General features: G+C 38.5%; 14 protein-coding genes and 1 pseudogene. 4 read left to right on the top strand and 11 right to left on the bottom strand.

Annotated features, from left to right (window positions below):
* Positions 1 to 251: 251 nt before the first annotated feature.
* The 4 genes from AC5YDM_RS04075 to AC5YDM_RS04060 form a co-directional block, all read right to left on the bottom strand.
* The gene (locus AC5YDM_RS04075; protein WP_496150838.1) at positions 252 to 869 is read right to left on the bottom strand and encodes a hypothetical protein; all 618 of its coding nucleotides are present in this window, start codon (positions 867 to 869) and stop codon (positions 252 to 254) included.
* 293 nt (positions 870 to 1,162) lie between these two features.
* Positions 1,163 to 2,095: an electron transfer flavoprotein subunit alpha/FixB family protein gene (locus AC5YDM_RS04070; protein WP_496150837.1), complete on the bottom strand. Its 933-nt coding sequence runs from the start codon at positions 2,093 to 2,095 to the stop codon at positions 1,163 to 1,165.
* Between the two features lie 18 nt (positions 2,096 to 2,113).
* On the bottom strand, positions 2,114 to 2,866 hold the full coding sequence (locus tag AC5YDM_RS04065; RefSeq protein WP_496150836.1) for an electron transfer flavoprotein subunit beta/FixA family protein: 753 nt from the start codon (positions 2,864 to 2,866) through the stop codon (positions 2,114 to 2,116).
* 538 nt (positions 2,867 to 3,404) lie between these two features.
* Positions 3,405 to 4,010, bottom strand: a complete 606-nt coding sequence (locus tag AC5YDM_RS04060) for a LysE family translocator (protein WP_496150835.1) — start codon at positions 4,008 to 4,010, stop codon at positions 3,405 to 3,407.
* Positions 4,011 to 4,124: 114 nt separating this feature from the next.
* Here AC5YDM_RS04060 and AC5YDM_RS04055 point away from each other — a divergent pair, with 114 nt between their 5' ends.
* Positions 4,125 to 4,619, top strand: coding sequence for an Lrp/AsnC family transcriptional regulator (locus AC5YDM_RS04055; protein WP_496150834.1), 495 nt, complete (start codon positions 4,125 to 4,127; stop codon positions 4,617 to 4,619).
* Positions 4,620 to 4,751: 132 nt separating this feature from the next.
* On the opposite strand, the gene AC5YDM_RS04050 is transcribed toward AC5YDM_RS04055, so the two are convergent.
* The 6 genes from AC5YDM_RS04050 to AC5YDM_RS04025 form a co-directional block, all read right to left on the bottom strand.
* Positions 4,752 to 5,168, bottom strand: a complete 417-nt coding sequence (locus AC5YDM_RS04050; RefSeq protein ID WP_496150833.1) for a hypothetical protein — start codon at positions 5,166 to 5,168, stop codon at positions 4,752 to 4,754.
* Between the two features lie 167 nt (positions 5,169 to 5,335).
* Positions 5,336 to 6,229, bottom strand: a complete 894-nt coding sequence (locus tag AC5YDM_RS04045; RefSeq protein WP_496150918.1) for a tyrosine recombinase XerC — start codon at positions 6,227 to 6,229, stop codon at positions 5,336 to 5,338.
* Between the two features lie 241 nt (positions 6,230 to 6,470).
* On the bottom strand, positions 6,471 to 7,322 hold the full coding sequence (gene dapF, locus AC5YDM_RS04040; RefSeq protein ID WP_496150832.1) for a diaminopimelate epimerase: 852 nt from the start codon (positions 7,320 to 7,322) through the stop codon (positions 6,471 to 6,473).
* 6 nt (positions 7,323 to 7,328) lie between these two features.
* Positions 7,329 to 8,579 (bottom strand): diaminopimelate decarboxylase, encoded by a 1,251-nt coding sequence (gene lysA, locus AC5YDM_RS04035; RefSeq protein ID WP_496150831.1) that lies wholly within the window; start codon positions 8,577 to 8,579, stop codon positions 7,329 to 7,331.
* A 49-nt stretch (positions 8,580 to 8,628) separates the two neighbouring features.
* Positions 8,629 to 8,904 carry an LPS translocon maturation chaperone LptM gene (gene lptM / locus AC5YDM_RS04030; RefSeq protein ID WP_496150830.1) on the bottom strand — a complete coding sequence of 92 codons (276 nt, stop codon included), beginning with the start codon at positions 8,902 to 8,904 and terminating at the stop codon, positions 8,629 to 8,631.
* A 165-nt stretch (positions 8,905 to 9,069) separates the two neighbouring features.
* Positions 9,070 to 10,476 (bottom strand): amino acid permease, encoded by a 1,407-nt coding sequence (locus AC5YDM_RS04025; RefSeq protein WP_496150829.1) that lies wholly within the window; start codon positions 10,474 to 10,476, stop codon positions 9,070 to 9,072.
* A 340-nt stretch (positions 10,477 to 10,816) separates the two neighbouring features.
* Here AC5YDM_RS04025 and AC5YDM_RS04020 point away from each other — a divergent pair.
* Positions 10,817 to 12,166 (top strand): annotated as a pseudogene (locus AC5YDM_RS04020) (alanine/glycine:cation symporter family protein).
* Positions 12,167 to 12,271: 105 nt separating this feature from the next.
* On the opposite strand, the gene AC5YDM_RS04015 reads toward AC5YDM_RS04020, so the two are convergent.
* Positions 12,272 to 12,688, bottom strand: coding sequence for a hypothetical protein (locus AC5YDM_RS04015; RefSeq protein WP_496150828.1), 417 nt, complete (start codon positions 12,686 to 12,688; stop codon positions 12,272 to 12,274).
* 184 nt (positions 12,689 to 12,872) lie between these two features.
* On the opposite strand from AC5YDM_RS04015, the gene radA reads away from it, so the two are divergent.
* Positions 12,873 to 14,261 (top strand): DNA repair protein RadA, encoded by a 1,389-nt coding sequence (radA, locus tag AC5YDM_RS04010; protein WP_496150827.1) that lies wholly within the window; start codon positions 12,873 to 12,875, stop codon positions 14,259 to 14,261.
* Between the two features lie 121 nt (positions 14,262 to 14,382).
* Complete coding sequence (locus tag AC5YDM_RS04005) at positions 14,383 to 15,396, top strand: Tim44 domain-containing protein (protein ID WP_496150826.1); 1,014 nt, start codon at positions 14,383 to 14,385, stop codon at positions 15,394 to 15,396.
* The last annotated feature ends 229 nt before the right edge of the window (positions 15,397 to 15,625 follow it).

The raw sequence follows: 15,625 nt of genomic DNA, 5'->3' as shown, positions 1-15,625 counted from the left end.
AATCTTGCAAAAAATTAACCCAAAAAAGCGAGAGTTAAAATCTAAAATTCAGCCAAATATTATAGCATAAAAAGTCACTTTTTTGTGTCTTATCATGCATCTTAATCTTGTTAATTTTCTTAAATTTATGCGGTCTTTTTAAGTCTTTAAAATGACCATATTTTTTTGTGAAATTATTCACTTAATTTGATCATTATTGGTCACACATAAAAAAACCTCCTATACAGGAGGCTTAAAATTTTAAAATACTTTTACTGACTCGAATTTGTCTTATCCTGCACCATCAAACCATAAGCGACGATGAACAAACCAAAGATCAGTGGGAACTCAAAAATCTCTTCTACAAAATTTCGATGTGACTGATCATGCAAAAAGAAAACACTAATCATCCGCTCATGTTCGATCGAATCTGAGATGATTAAACCGGATACTGCCAAAACAATACCCCATACCGAAATCGAAGCAGTCTTGAATTTATTCGCAATCTCACGACGCAATGCTCCATTCATTAATGGAAACAACACAGATCCGATCAGCAGCACTGAAATCGCTCTAAAAAAGCCTTTAGGCACTTCTGGGAAGTAATCACGCCCCCAACTGGTACTACGACCAAACAGCAACAACCACCAACATGCAGCCCAAAGCCAAAATTGTTTTTGACCATTCTGTAATTGAAACGGACGCATAAAAGCAAAAGTAAAAATAGCAAAAGAAAGCAGAAGAACCGCTTGAATATTTTCAATGGAACGTACTGAAATTTCTACATTACTTAAGAGATTAAAGGCTTCTATTACAGGGAATATACAGCTTAAGATTAGGATAAAAGCAATGGGCCAAGTAAGCCGCGTATCTACTAACAAGATCGTCACCCCTCACTCATTCATAGATTAAATGATGAGTAAAGCTTAAAAATGAGGACGAATAGTATCACATTTCGGATTATTTTTATAAGCGAAATTACGTCTTAAAAATAGAATAGTCTATTGTATATTTATGATTATAAAGATGATATCTCATAAAAAATATCCCTTAATATTCTATATTTCCAATATTATCAAGCACTTCAAGTTACACAACTTAACAATGAATACCTGACAGATTTAAAATATTAGAAATAAAAAAGCCCTGCGAAATAACAGGGCTTTTTTGATATTCCAAAGAATTAGATTTTAGAAACCAATTCAGGAACAACAGTATTCAAATCGCCTACTAACCAGTAGTCAGCAACGGCATTGATTGGTGCTTCTTCATCTTTGTTGATCGCAACGATCACTTTAGAATCTTTCATACCTGCCAAGTGCTGAATCGCACCAGAGATACCTACAGCGATATACAAGTCAGGCGCAACAATTTTACCTGTTTGACCCACTTGCATGTCGTTTGGTACGAAACCAGCATCTACTGCAGCACGTGATGCACCTTGTGCAGCACCCAACTTGTCAGCCAACGGATCAAGTACATTGTGGTAGTTCTCACCAGAACCAACACCACGACCACCTGAAACAACGATACGAGCTGCTGTTAATTCTGGACGTTCTGATTTCACGATTTCTTCAGAAATGAACTTAGAAATACCAGCATCTTTAACATCACTTACCGCTTCAACAGCAGCAGAACCACCTTCAGCAGCAACACCATCAAATGCAGTACCACGTACTGTAGCAATAACGATTGCTTCAGCAGATTCTACAGTTGCAATTGCGTTACCTGCATAGATAGGACGTTTGAAAGTCTTAGCACCGTCAACAGCAATGATGTCTGTAATCATGCTTGAATCAAGCAATGCAGCAGCACGTGGAAGTACATTTTTACCAGTCGTTGTCGATGCAGCAAGGATATGCGTATAACCTTTACCTAAATCAGCAACAAGTGCAGCTACATTTTCAGCCAATTGGTTTGCATAAGCAGCATTGTCAGCAAGTAATACTTTGCTTACACCAGCAACTTTAGCAGCTTGATCAGCTACAGCTTGTGCGCCTGAACCAGCAACTAATACAGTGATATCACCACCGATTTTTTGTGCTGCAGCTACAACGTTTAATGTTGCACCGTTAAGTGCTTTATTGTCGTGCTCAGCGATAACTAAAATACTCATGATTTTTATCCTTCTGTATTAGATCACTTTCGCTTCATTTTTAAGTTTTTCAACAAGCTCATCTACAGATTTCACTTGTACACCAGCTTTACGCTCTGCTGGTGGCTCAACTTTCACTGTTTTCAGTTTAGTTGAAGCAGAAACGCCATAATCAGCAGGAGATTTAGTATCCAGCGGTTTTTTACGCGCTTTCATAATGTTTGGAAGAGCAGCATAACGTGGCTCATTCAAACGTAAATCTGTAGTGATAATTGCAGGAGTGTTTAATTCAACAGTTTGTAAACCACCGTCGATTTCACGAGTCACTTGTACTTTCGTACCTTCTACTTTAACAACAGAAGCAAAAGTACCTTGTCCAGCGCCTAGTAAAGCACCCAACATCTGACCAACTTGGTTAGAGTCATCATCAATTGCTTGTTTACCAAGAAGGACTAATTCAGGCTGTTCTTGTTCTACGATGCCTTTTAGAATTTTAGCAACTTCTAAAGCACCTAATTCGTTATCATTTGCTTCAACCAAGATACCACGATCAGCACCTAGAGCCATTGCAGAACGAATTTGTTCTTGAGCTTCTTTAGGACCAATTGAAACAACAACGATTTCAGTAACAGTCCCTTTTTCTTTTAGTCGAACCGCTTCTTCAACTGCGATCTCGTCAAATGGGTTGATCGACATTTTAACGTTAGTAAGATCTACCCCACTATTGTCCGGTTTAACGCGAACTTTAACGTTGGCATCAACCACACGTTTTACAGCAACAAGAGCCTTCATGTAATCCTCGGCTGTTATGACAAAAGTAAATGTTTAGAAAAGTTATAGTAACTCTTCATTCAAATTTTTTAGGTGTCCTATCTTGCAATGTGTTTGGCATTTCGGTCAAGTCACAATTGGCAAAAGAGTTGTAAAAAAGCGTATTTTTAGTTGAACGGTGCGTTCAAAGATTTTAATTGTTCGGTAATTGGTTCATATTTCTACATTTTTATTTTAATGTTTAAGTATTGATTTTTAATATTTTTTTATTTGATTAAGTTCATCAAAAGTTTTGATTCATTTCACCTATTTTCTGCTCATTTTCCGATGTAACCATCCATATTTGGAAATTGACTTAGAAGTACAACCTGTCAATTAAGACAGATTTCCACAATTTGAGTGACATTTTCAATCATGAAGTAGCAAAAGTTATACATGCCCTGCTTGTAATTCAATATTTGTTTTTCATTATATAAAAAATAAACAGCACTTTAAGCTAAAGTACTGTTTTAAATTATTTAATCAAATATCCTTATCTTTGGTATTTCAATAGATCAAGCTAGTTCATGATCAACCATGCAGCAGCTCCCGCTAGCAATGCACCTGATCCACCATCAATCCATTTTTGTTTTTTAGCATCTAAGGTTGCTTTTTGTGTCAGCTTTGCAAATACCACACTTAATCCACTATAAATAATGAAACATAAGCCAATAAAAATAAAAGACAGCAATAAACCTTGTGCAATCGTATTGCCTGATTTATCCATGAACTGTGGCAAAATCGCAAAATAAATCAACATTCCTTTTGGATTCAACAAAGCTGTAAAAAAACCTTTTTTTACAGGTGAAGAGGTTTGTTTATTTTCGATCACAATTTTATTTTGACTAAATACCGATTTAATCAATGTAAATGCCAAAAATAAGAGATATGCAATACCCAACCAACGGATCGTTTCAAACAGCACAGGAAATGAAACAATAATCGCTGCGATACCCAATGCAACCAAAACAGAATGCACCAAATATCCTGAACATACACCCAGCGTCGCCATAATGCCTGCCTTTGCACCTTTACCCATCACTTGTGACAAGATAAAAAGCATATCTGGTCCAGGTGTAAAAATAAGAGGAATTACTGTTAACGCAAAGAGTAAGTACACAGACATTTCCGTTTCCTTTCAACCACATGAAAATGAAAAAATAGTATCTGCGAAAATATATAAAATAGGATTTCAAAATATTCTATAATTAATATAATTTTTCGAATTAAATTCTAATTTATGAAAATTTTATCCAAATCAATTTCAGTAAAACTAGATCGAATAGATAAAAGTATCATTCGGTGTCTACAAAAGAATGGACGCATTCAAAATAATGATCTCGCAAAAGAAATTGGACTCTCGCCTTCATCATGCCTTAGACGAGTCAAATTACTTGAAGAAGCCCATGTGATTCAGAATTACACCACAGTGGTTGATCCACAAAAAATTGGATTACAGCTGATTTTATTTTCACGAATTTGGTTGGTCGGACAAGATGCAGAAACCATTGATACTTTCATTGAAGCAATGAAAGAACTCCCTCAAGTGATGGAGTGCTATATTATTTTGGGTGAATGCGATGCGATGCTTAAAGTTGTTGTACAAGATTTAGAAAGTTACCGTAAATTTCAATCTGCACATTTGACCAAGAAAAATGGGATTACCAGTGTGAAAACAGACTTACCGAGTCAAATTATTAAGCAAAGTTTTCAACTCCCTTTGGATCAGATTTAAATATTGTTCAATTTAAACATTATTAAATTTAAAACCAATAAAAAAGCGTAATCAACATTACGCTTTTTTCAAAATTCATTTTGATTGATCATTTCAAAACTTTCTAATGATTTGAAACATAGAGACTTTGAATTAAACAGATAACTCATTTAAGAAATCACGATGAATATGACTTAAATCTATAAGTTCATATTGATCTAATCCAAATATTTGCCAAACCGCTATAACATCTTCTTTTAAATCAACTTTAACCGTAGAAATTGGGCGCTCTTGCCACTGGAGGTCTGAGATCCATATATACGTTTTTTTATTTTCAGCATTGATCGCTTGAACTTTACCTTCACCATTAATCCCTTGCACCACCGCGCCTTCAGGTAAAACTGCTTCTATATTGGGTAGGCTAATTTCCACAAAATGTTTAACCTGACGTAAACCATAGCCTGCAAATATTTCTTTTTGCTTGGCGCTCAGTTGTTCATATTTTACTTGAATGTCGGAAATCATTTTTAAGCCCAAATTATCCAATTGCTGTGTAAAGGTTCTGTCCATTTATATGAATGAGATCAAGTCATGACTTGCATTGACACATTAGCGCTCATCTGTATAAAACATATACAGCAGACTTTTATGAAAAACAATTATCCTTTGGCTTATTTTCTCGTGATAAATTTACAATAGACATGCCTAAACTTTATTCGAAAATGCTATTTTTTTGATTAAGTCTTTACTTTACTGGCACGTGGATGAGTTTGATCATAGACCTGCGCCAAACGGTCAAAGTCGAGTTGAGTATAAATTTGTGTGGTTGATAAACTACTATGACCCAACATCTCTTGTACTGCACGTAGGTCACCACTGTTTGAGAGCATATGGCTGGCAAAACAATGTCGCAATAAATGTGGATGTAAATCCACACTTACTCCTGCCCGCTGCGCCTGTAACTTCACCCGATTTTCAATCTGTCGTGGAGTCAGTGCATTACCTTTTTGACTAATGAATACAGGTGAGTCTTGCACTAAAGTTCCCACCCAAATTTGATAGACTTTAAGCCATTCGACTAAACTTTCACGTGCTTTTGAACCAAAAGGGACAATACGGGTTTTATTCCCCTTACCTGTGATCCGTAATAGCCGACGACTAAAATCAATATCTCGAATATTTAGCCCTTGTACTTCAGCTAAACGTAGTCCGCTTGAATAAAGTAATTCAAGAATCGCTTTATCTCTTAACCAAAGTTGATGCTCTATAGGTTTTTCAGGCGCTTTTTGATCCAATATTTGTTTGACTGTTTCAATATCAATCATCCCTGGTAAAGGACGCGATTGACGTTTGATTTTAAAATCATTCACAGGATTCATTTGTAAATGCTTGGCTTCGTTAGCCCATTTCATAAATTGGCGAATAGAGGTGAGATGACGCTGTAAACTGGTTGAATTCAATCCATCTTTTTCAACTTTATAAGCAAGATATTCACGTAAATCGGATGCCTCTACCGCATTTAACTCAAGATTTTTCGAATAACAGAAATCAATAAAACCTGATACATCTCTAAAATAAGCATCTAAAGTATGTTCAGATTGATTTTGGATTTTTCTTTCTTTGAGCCATATGGAGAGTAATTGCATTGCGCCTTGTTGCATTTAGCTCTCCTGTTTTTAAATAAAATAATGTGACCGACAGTTTAGCAAAGAATCTTGTTTCCTCATTACTTTGTTTGAATGAATGACTTTTATTTCAATGAATACAGCTATTTTAAATACATTATTTTTTCGAATATTTAGTGAGTTCCCAACCCATAAAAAAAAGCGCCGATCAATCAGCGCTTTTTAAAATACAATGCTAAATTCTCAATTATTGCTCAGGTTGGAAATATCTTAAATCCAATCGACCTTCATAGACAGTTGCCGTTGGACCTGTCATCCAGACCACATCGCCTTCTTTCCACTCGATTTGCAAAGTACCACCAGCCAGCTCAATCTTCACATTATTGGACAATAAGCCACGGCGCATACCCGATACCGCTGCTGCACAAGCCCCTGTACCACATGCCAAAGTCTCACCTACGCCACGTTCAAAAACACGTAAACGAGCATTATTTTGATCAACAATTTGCATAAACCCTGCATTTACACGCTCTGGGAATCGCTCATGAGATTCAACTTGCGGACCAATTTTTGCGACTTCAGCTTTTAATACATCTGGAACAATCGTGACAGCATGAGGGTTGCCCATGTTGACCACATCAATACTGAGGCTTTCGTTATTCGCCAAAGCAATCTCATAAACATCCGCAGGCTGATCTGCAATGAATGGGATTTGATTGGGTAGAAACTTAGGCATGCCCATATTGACACGTACCCAACCATTTAAGCCCAGTTCAGGCTCAACAATACCCGCCTTAGTTTGCACCTTAAATTTGGTTTTATTGGTCAACTTGCGATCATGCACAAACTTGGCAAAACAACGAACGCCATTACCGCATTGTTCAACCTCAGAACCATCTGCATTGAAAATTCGATATTTAAAATCAACGTTTGGATGCTCAGGCGCTTCGACAATCAGCAATTGATCAAATCCAATACCAAAGTTGCGATCCGCCAAACGGCGAATCGTCATGGTATCTAAATAAGCACGTTGGCTGATCAAATCAACTACCATGAAATCATTACCCAAGCCATGCATTTTGGTAAATTCTAATAACATCTTCATTTACTCCGCAGGTAATAAACGTTCCTTTTCCCACAATGACTCAATCGTTTCACGTTCACGAATCAAATGCGCTACGTCACCATCCACCATCACTTCAGCTGCACGACCGCGTGAGTTATAGTTTGAACTCATCACAAAACCATATGCTCCTGCACCCAATACAGCAAGGTTATCATTGGCTTGAATCGCCAATTGACGTTCTTTACCTAAGAAATCACCAGTTTCACAAATTGCACCTACAACATCCCACTCTTTCTTTTCAGTCGTGGTATTTGCATTCACTTCTTGAATATCCATCCAAGCTTCGTATAAAGAAGGACGAATTAAATCATTCATTGCAGCATCAACAATCGCAAAGTTACGATGATTGGTTGGTTTCAACAAATCAACTTTAGTGATCAATACACCTGCATTTGCAGAAATACTACGACCAGGTTCCATATACACTTTTAAACCTAACTTTTCTAAAGCAGGTTTCATTGCATTGGCATATTCAGCGACTGTCGGTGGAACTTCGTCTTTATACGTCACACCTAAACCACCACCAATATCAATATGAGTGAGGGTGATTCCCATCGTTTTCAAGCGGTCAATCATCGTGATTACACGATCAAGCGCATCAACAAAAGGTTGAGTTTCAGTCAACTGTGAACCAATGTGACAATCAATTCCGACAACATCTAAATTTGGCAATGATGCTGCATACGCATAAGTTTCAAATACAGAATCCGAAGGAATACCAAATTTGTTTTCTTTCAAACCCGTTGAAATATATGGATGTGTTTTTGCATCAACATCTGGATTTACACGTAATGAAATCGGTGCTTTCTTACCCACTTCAGCCGCTACTTTTTGAATACGATCAAGTTCTGCATAAGACTCAACGTTGAAGCATGCGATACCCACTTCAAGTGCTTTACGGATATCTGCTTCAGTTTTACCTAAGCCTGAAAATACAATTTTAGATGCATCACCACCAGCAGCCAAAACTCTCGCCAACTCACCGCCAGTAACGATGTCAAAACCCGCACCAAGCTTAGCCAATACATTCAATACTGCGATATTAGAATTTGATTTCACAGCAAAACAAATTTGATGATCAATGAAGCTAAATGCACGATCCATGTCTAAATAATGTTTTTCAAAAGATGCTTTTGAATAAACATACAGTGGCGTGCCAAATTGCTGAGCAAGTTGATCCAATGAACATTGTTCTGCGTGTAAAACACCTTCAATACGAGAAAAACCCATGAATGTATCCTTTCAATGAAACGGTAATGAGAGATTAATTTGATTCAATTTAGTTTGTTTCAATAATTTCGGAAGCTGCAGCTTGCTTGTCTACTTGTTCTGAGCCTGCTTTTTCTAAATTAGCTTTCTCAGATGAGGCTTTTTCAGTCGTTTGAGATGCGTCAATTTGCTGCGCATTAACAGACTTTTCACCATCTTTATAAAGTAAATATTGAGCACGTTTATCGTAATTCGGATCATTTGGTAACTGTAAATTACCTGTTTGCCCACAACCAACCAATAGTGTTGTGGTCAATAAACCCATGCTACAAATGGCGATACGCATCTGTTCACCCAATCATATAAATTTTGGAAAGTATACATTGATCAAGCTTTCGACCAAAGCGTTAAAGCAGTGAGTTTATAGGATAAACAAAAAAAAACGCCAGCACATTGCTGACGTTTTTATTACCGTGTTATTTATTTTAATTTGGCTTATTTCAATTTGGTTTTATTTATTCAAACGTTTTTTGAAGAAACCGTAATAACCAATGATCAAAATGACAAACCAAATTGGACTCACCATAAGCGCTTTTAACGTATCCGCTTCAAGTGATAGAACATAGATCATACCAATGAAGAAAATGATCACGATCCAACAAGTGAACAATCCACCTGGTAGTTTAAATGTTGATTTAGCATGAAGTTCAGGGCGTGTTTTGTAATACACCATGTAGCTCCAAATAATCATCAACCATACACAGATAAACAAGATCGTTGATAAGGTCGTTGCCAATGTAAATGCTTCAACTGTATTTGGAACAAAGTACTGAAGTGCAGCACCTGCCAATAAACACACCGTTGAGAAATACAAAGCATTTGCAGGAACTGCACGCTTATTCAATTTACCAAATGATTTAGGGCCTTGTTCATCACGCGATAAACCGAACAACATACGTGACGTTGAGAATACACCACTGTTCATCGAAGACATCACCGATGACAACACCACCAAGTTCATGATGATCGCAGCCGCAGCAATACCTGCTTGACTGAACAAGTTTACGAATGGACTGATCGACGGATCAATTTTGTTCCATGGTGTTACAGCCATCACAATCACCAATGCCAATACGTAGAAAATGATGATACGAATTGGAATAGAGTTCACGGCTTTAGGTAAGTTTTTTTCAGGATCTTTGGTTTCAGCAGCAGTCGTACCGACAAGCTCAACACCTACGAAAGCAAAAATTGCAATCTGGAAGCCTGCTAAGAAACCACCCAATCCTGTTGGGAACATGCCACCATGACTCCACAGATTTGAAAAGGCTGCAACTTCACCGGCAGTAGATGTGAAGCCTGTAAAGATCATCCATGCACCAACAGCTATTAACACGACAATTGCGATGATTTTAATCATCGCGAACCAGAACTCCATTTCACCAAAGAGTTTGACTGTCGCAAGGTTTAAACCAGTAATGAAAATAATCGAAGCAACACTAATCAACACCCCTTCTAGAGGCGTAAAGGGCATCCCATTATTAAAGAACTGTAAGTAATAGATAATGGCTGACAGATCCGCGATACCAATCGTGATCCAGCAGAGCCAATAGGTCCATCCGACAAAGTAGCCCGCCCAAGGACCGATCAGATCGGTTGAGAAATCGATAAACGATTTATATTGCAGGTTTGATAGTAATAACTCGCCTAATGCACGCATCACGAGAAAAACCATTAAACCAATAATCATGTAAATAAATAGAATTGAAGGTCCCGCAAGGCTAATGGTTTTCCCTGAACCCATGAACAATCCTGTTCCTATCGCCCCACCAATGGCAATCAGCTGTAAGTGCCGATTTGATAAGCTACGCTTTAAATCACCATCTTCGGTAGGCGAATTTGTTATTTGATCCGACATTATTGAATTCACCTTATGTGCTTAAGTCCTCAAATTAACTCAAAAATTGATGATTTCAAAAAGAAATGTGTGACCATCTAAATTTTCTTTTTAATTGCTAAATCTTATTACTTTTTCTTATACATCTTTTTTTTACAGAAAAGTTTAATTATTGGTCAAAAACTCCAAGCTCAAATCGATCTAAAAACAATCAAATATTTATCAATAAAAATATGGATTTGATTAATTCCTTAAAAGATAACTCAATCTATTTTTATGAATGAAAACAAAAGAATGGCATAAGCCTTGCATTACATCATATTTACAACATCAGCAAAAATAAGGATTAACGAAGCAAGAAATACAATCGATTATGGAAACCTTAAGTGGGCTGGTTTGGGGACCATACATGCTGGTCCTCATTGTAGGGACAGGCGTATTCCTCACCTTTAGACTGTTGTTTTGGCAATTCCGTATGTTGCCATTCGCCTTCAAACAAGTTTTTGGGAAACACCCGAACAAAAAAGAATCTGGAGATATTTCTCAATTTGCATCATTGATGACCGCACTCTCTGCAACCATTGGTACGGGTAATATTGCAGGGGTCGCAACGGCTTGTGTTTTAGGTGGACCGGGAGCTGTATTCTGGATGTGGATGACTGCCTTATTTGGTATGGCAACCAAATATGGTGAAGGTGTACTTGCCGTAAAGTATCGCCATAAAAATGAAAAAGGTGAAATGAACGGTGGTCCAATGTATTACATTGAGCGCGGTTTAGGACCAAAATGGAAATGGTTAGCTGTACTCTTTGCGCTGTTTGGGACACTTGCATCATTTGGTATTGGTAGTTCGGTTCAATCCAATACGGTTGCTCTTGCTGTAGAAAATAGTTTAGGCATTGAAACGTGGATGACGGCGATTGTCATTACCGCATTTTCGGCACTTGTGATCTTAGGCGGGATCAAAACCATTTCTAAAGCCTCATCTGTGATTGTCCCAGTTATGGCATTAGGCTATGTCATTGGTGGTTTAATTATTATTTTAAATAACACCGATTTAATCCTACCTGCCTTACAAATGATTTTCACTTATGCCTTTACAGGTGAAGCGGCTGCAGGTGGCGCGATTGGTGCAGCCATTCGTTACGGCGTGGCACGTGGTGTTTTCTCAAACGAAGCCGGCATGGGTTCTGCGCCTATTGCTGCCGCTGCTGCTTAAACAGATCACCCCGCGCGTCAAGGTTTAGTGTCTATGACAGGGACATTCCTCGACACTATTATCGTCTGTTCAATCACTGGTATTGTGTTGGTAATGGGATTCATCATGGCTGGAAATAGCTTTGGTGATCAAACAGGTGCAGTTTTAACAATTAGCGTCTTTGACCAACTCCTTCCAGGTTTTGGGGGCTGGGTCGTGACCTTTGGTATTATTTTCTTCGCTTATTCCACCATTTTAGGATGGAGTTATTATGGTGAAAAATGTTGTACTTATCTTTTAGGTGAAAAGTCAGTTTTCATATACCGTCTGATCTACATCGCATCCGTATTTATCGGCTGTGTAGTCACACTTGATCTGGTTTGGTTATTTGCCGATACCTTTAATGGCTTAATGGCTGCACCAAACTGTATAGCACTGTTACTTCTATCAGGTGTAATTGCAAAAGAGTCCAAAGACTTCATCGCACGACGTAAAACTGGAGAGTTATACTGAGTTAAAAGCTAATAACGATTCATTACTCCATAAAAAAGCCACTTTAATAGCAAGTGGCTTTTTAAATTTTATAGCGAATTAAAGTTGAACTTTAAATCGCTGTTCTTAAGATGGCTTACCAGACCAAAGTGCTTCATCCAACTCAGCCTCTTTACGCTCTGCTTCAATTTCTAAAGCGATCTCTAAAGACAGTACAAAAAATAAAGCCCCATCAATCATCATATTACCTTGATCATCTTCTAAATAAAGGCTGAGTTCACGATAAGCTGGATTTGATTCATCATAAGGAAGATCAATATAAATATCGCCCGCGTAGGTATCAACAAAGCCTTCTTGCTCTAAGCCCATACATAAATCATAGCCAATACCATGATCTTCAAGCCACGCAATAACGATAGCGCGAACCGAGTCTGTATCTTCCTCGCCTTCTTCACTTAATTCATAATGCTCAAAATGAATAAACAACACATCACGATTTTTTTCACGTGCAATCGCATCAATATGTTTCAGTAATTGTGGCATGACGTGTTCCATTCAAATTAGTCTAATCTGCATTATAGATCGTATGCTATGAGATAACAGCGCTAATTCACTCAAGCGACATAGATTGACCTTAAGCTGATTTAAAAATAGTAAAGACTTTGTTTTCCCAAACATTCAACGCTATGCTGTAAAAATCAATTTGCTCAACTTTTTTTTTGAATCTATGGCTAAAGCTAAAAGTGTCTATCGCTGTGAACAATGTGGTGCAGATCATCCCAAATGGTCTGGTCAATGCGCTGAATGTGGTGCATGGAATAGCTTATTAGAAGTCACTATTGCCCCTGCTGTTACGCATCGCGCACAACCTAAAACGGGTGGCTACGCAGGTCAAGCCTCAGCAATTACCACCCTGAATCAAATTTCTGTATCTCATGAAACTCGTCTACAGACAGGAATCAGTGAATTTGATCGTGTCCTAGGTGGTGGACTGGTTACAGGTTCAGTGGTGTTAATCGGTGGTGACCCGGGGATTGGTAAATCAACCATCTTACTGCAGACTGCTACCCATATGGCATCTGAAAAAAGCTCGGCACTGTATGTCACGGGTGAGGAATCACTTTCTCAGGTTGCATTACGAGCACAGCGTTTAGATCTACCCACAGACCATTTAAAAGTGATGGCTGAAACCTGTGTTGAACGCATTTGTGAAGTTTTAGCTCAAGTTCGCCCTGCTGTTGCTATTCTAGATTCCATTCAAACACTATATACAGAAACACTGCAATCCGCACCGGGTGGTGTGTCTCAAATCAGAGAGTCTGCTGCGCTATTGACGCGTTTTGCAAAAAATAGTGGTACAGCATTGTTTCTGGTTGGGCATGTGACTAAAGAAGGTGCTTTAGCAGGTCCACGTGTTTTAGAACATATGGTCGATTGCGTTCTTTATTTTGAAGGTCAATCAGACTCGCGCTACCGCATGATTCGTGCGGTGAAAAACCGTTTTGGCGCGGTCAATGAACTTGGCGTGTTTGGCATGACGGATAAAGGCTTAAAAGAGGTTTCAAACCCCTCTGCCATTTTCCTCAGTCGCTATGATGAAGCCATTCCAGGTTCAGTTGTTATGATCAGTCGCGAAGGTACTCGCCCTCTTTTAGTTGAAGTTCAAGCTTTGGTGGATGATGCTCATGGACAACCAAGACGTGTTGCACTTGGTTTAGATCAAAACAGGCTTAATATGCTACTTGCCGTGATGCATCGCCATGGTGGCGTTCAAACGTCTGGTCAAGATGTTTATGTCAATGTAGTTGGTGGCTTAAAAATCACAGAAACAGGTTCAGACTTGGCTGTGCTTTTGGCTTGTGCATCGAGTTTAAGATCCAAGGCCTTACCTCAACAACTGGCTGTTTTTGGTGAAGTGGGTTTATCAGGTGAGATTCGTCCTGTTCCAAATGGTCAAGAACGGTTAAAAGAAGCGATAAAACATGGCTTTAAATACATCATTGTCCCGCGTGGCAATGCACCGCAAAAGAGTATCAATGGGGTCAAAATTATTTCTGTTGCACGTTTACATGAAGCACTCAATGAAGCGATGCAATTAACGGATGAACTGAGCTAATCATTTCCAATATTTTTTTAGAAAAATTTATTGAAATTTTGTGAATATTGATTGAAAAATCAGTAAAAAGACTGCATATATACACTCTAACAAATTCATTTTTAAGTTTAGGAAGAAATAGATGGAAGTTCGACAGCGTGGTTTGGTTACAGCGATTTTAGCTGCAACATTATTGGTTGCTCCTTTTGCAGAAGCGAAGCGTGCTGGTGGCGGTAAAAGCCATGGTATGAATCGCTCTGCAGCGCCTAGCCAATCTTACCAACAACCTCGTCAAGCTACTCCAGCTCAACAGCCTGCTGCTCCTGCAACTGCACCTCAAAAATCAGGTCCAGGTGTGGGTGGTATGGTTGCTGCGGGTGTTGCAGGTGCTGCGATTGGTGCAGTAGCTGCAAATGCGATGGCTGACGATACAGCGCCTGCAAGCCAAGCTCAAGTTGCTGAAGAGCAACAAGAAGAAGGCGGTATTCCAAGTTGGATCTGGATTCTTTTAATTGCTGGTGCTGCGTTCTTCATCTTCCGTAAATTCGGAGCAAAAAAAAAATTAGCAGCAAATAACCCGTATGCTCCAAATAGTGCAGGTCCAACATCTGCACCATTTGGTCAAACGAATGCACCACGTTCTACAGGCGACAATAGCAATATTTTCGGTCAAAACGTAGGTGGTAATAATGCAGCAAATACACCAGTAAATAATGCTCCGTTTGGTGCTGCTCCAGCAGCAAATGCACCTTTCGGCGCTGCTTATACTAACAGTGGTAGCCAGCTCCCTGATGGTACAGAGCCTGCTGCATTCTTACGTATTGCACGTCAGCGTTTTAACCATATTCAATCAATGAATACTGCAAGTAACATTACTGAAATTCAGCGTTATTTAACACCTGATCTGTATGCATCAATGTATCAAGACATCATGTCTAACCAAGATCAAGATGTAGCAGAATTTTCAAACTTGAATGCAATGGTTGCTGATACTGCGACTGAAAATGGTCAATATGTCGTAAGTGTTCGTTTTACAGGTACTGTAAGTGAAGACTTAAACAGCTTGCCTCAGCCTTTCGCAGAAGTTTGGCATTTTGTTAAACCTACTGGTTCAACGCAAGATTGGTTAGTCGCTGGTATTCAACAAGAAAGCTAATAATGCTTAACCCATAATTCATTAAAAAAATAGCAACTTCGGTTGCTATTTTTTTGCCCACTATTTTATTCAAAAAATTTCATCAAGATCGACATCGATTTTTAAATGATTATCTCGCAACAATTCCAAGACTCTATCCACAATTCAATGAGATGAATATATCTGTTGAAATCGAATGCATTACCCCCTTATTCATAAGAGGTCTACCATTATTGAATAATAATTCTGA

This window comes from Acinetobacter sp. CY81 (genome assembly GCF_059515925.1).
The sequence above is the reverse complement of the archived record's forward strand: the minus strand, read 5'-3'. Positions and strand labels throughout refer to the sequence as shown.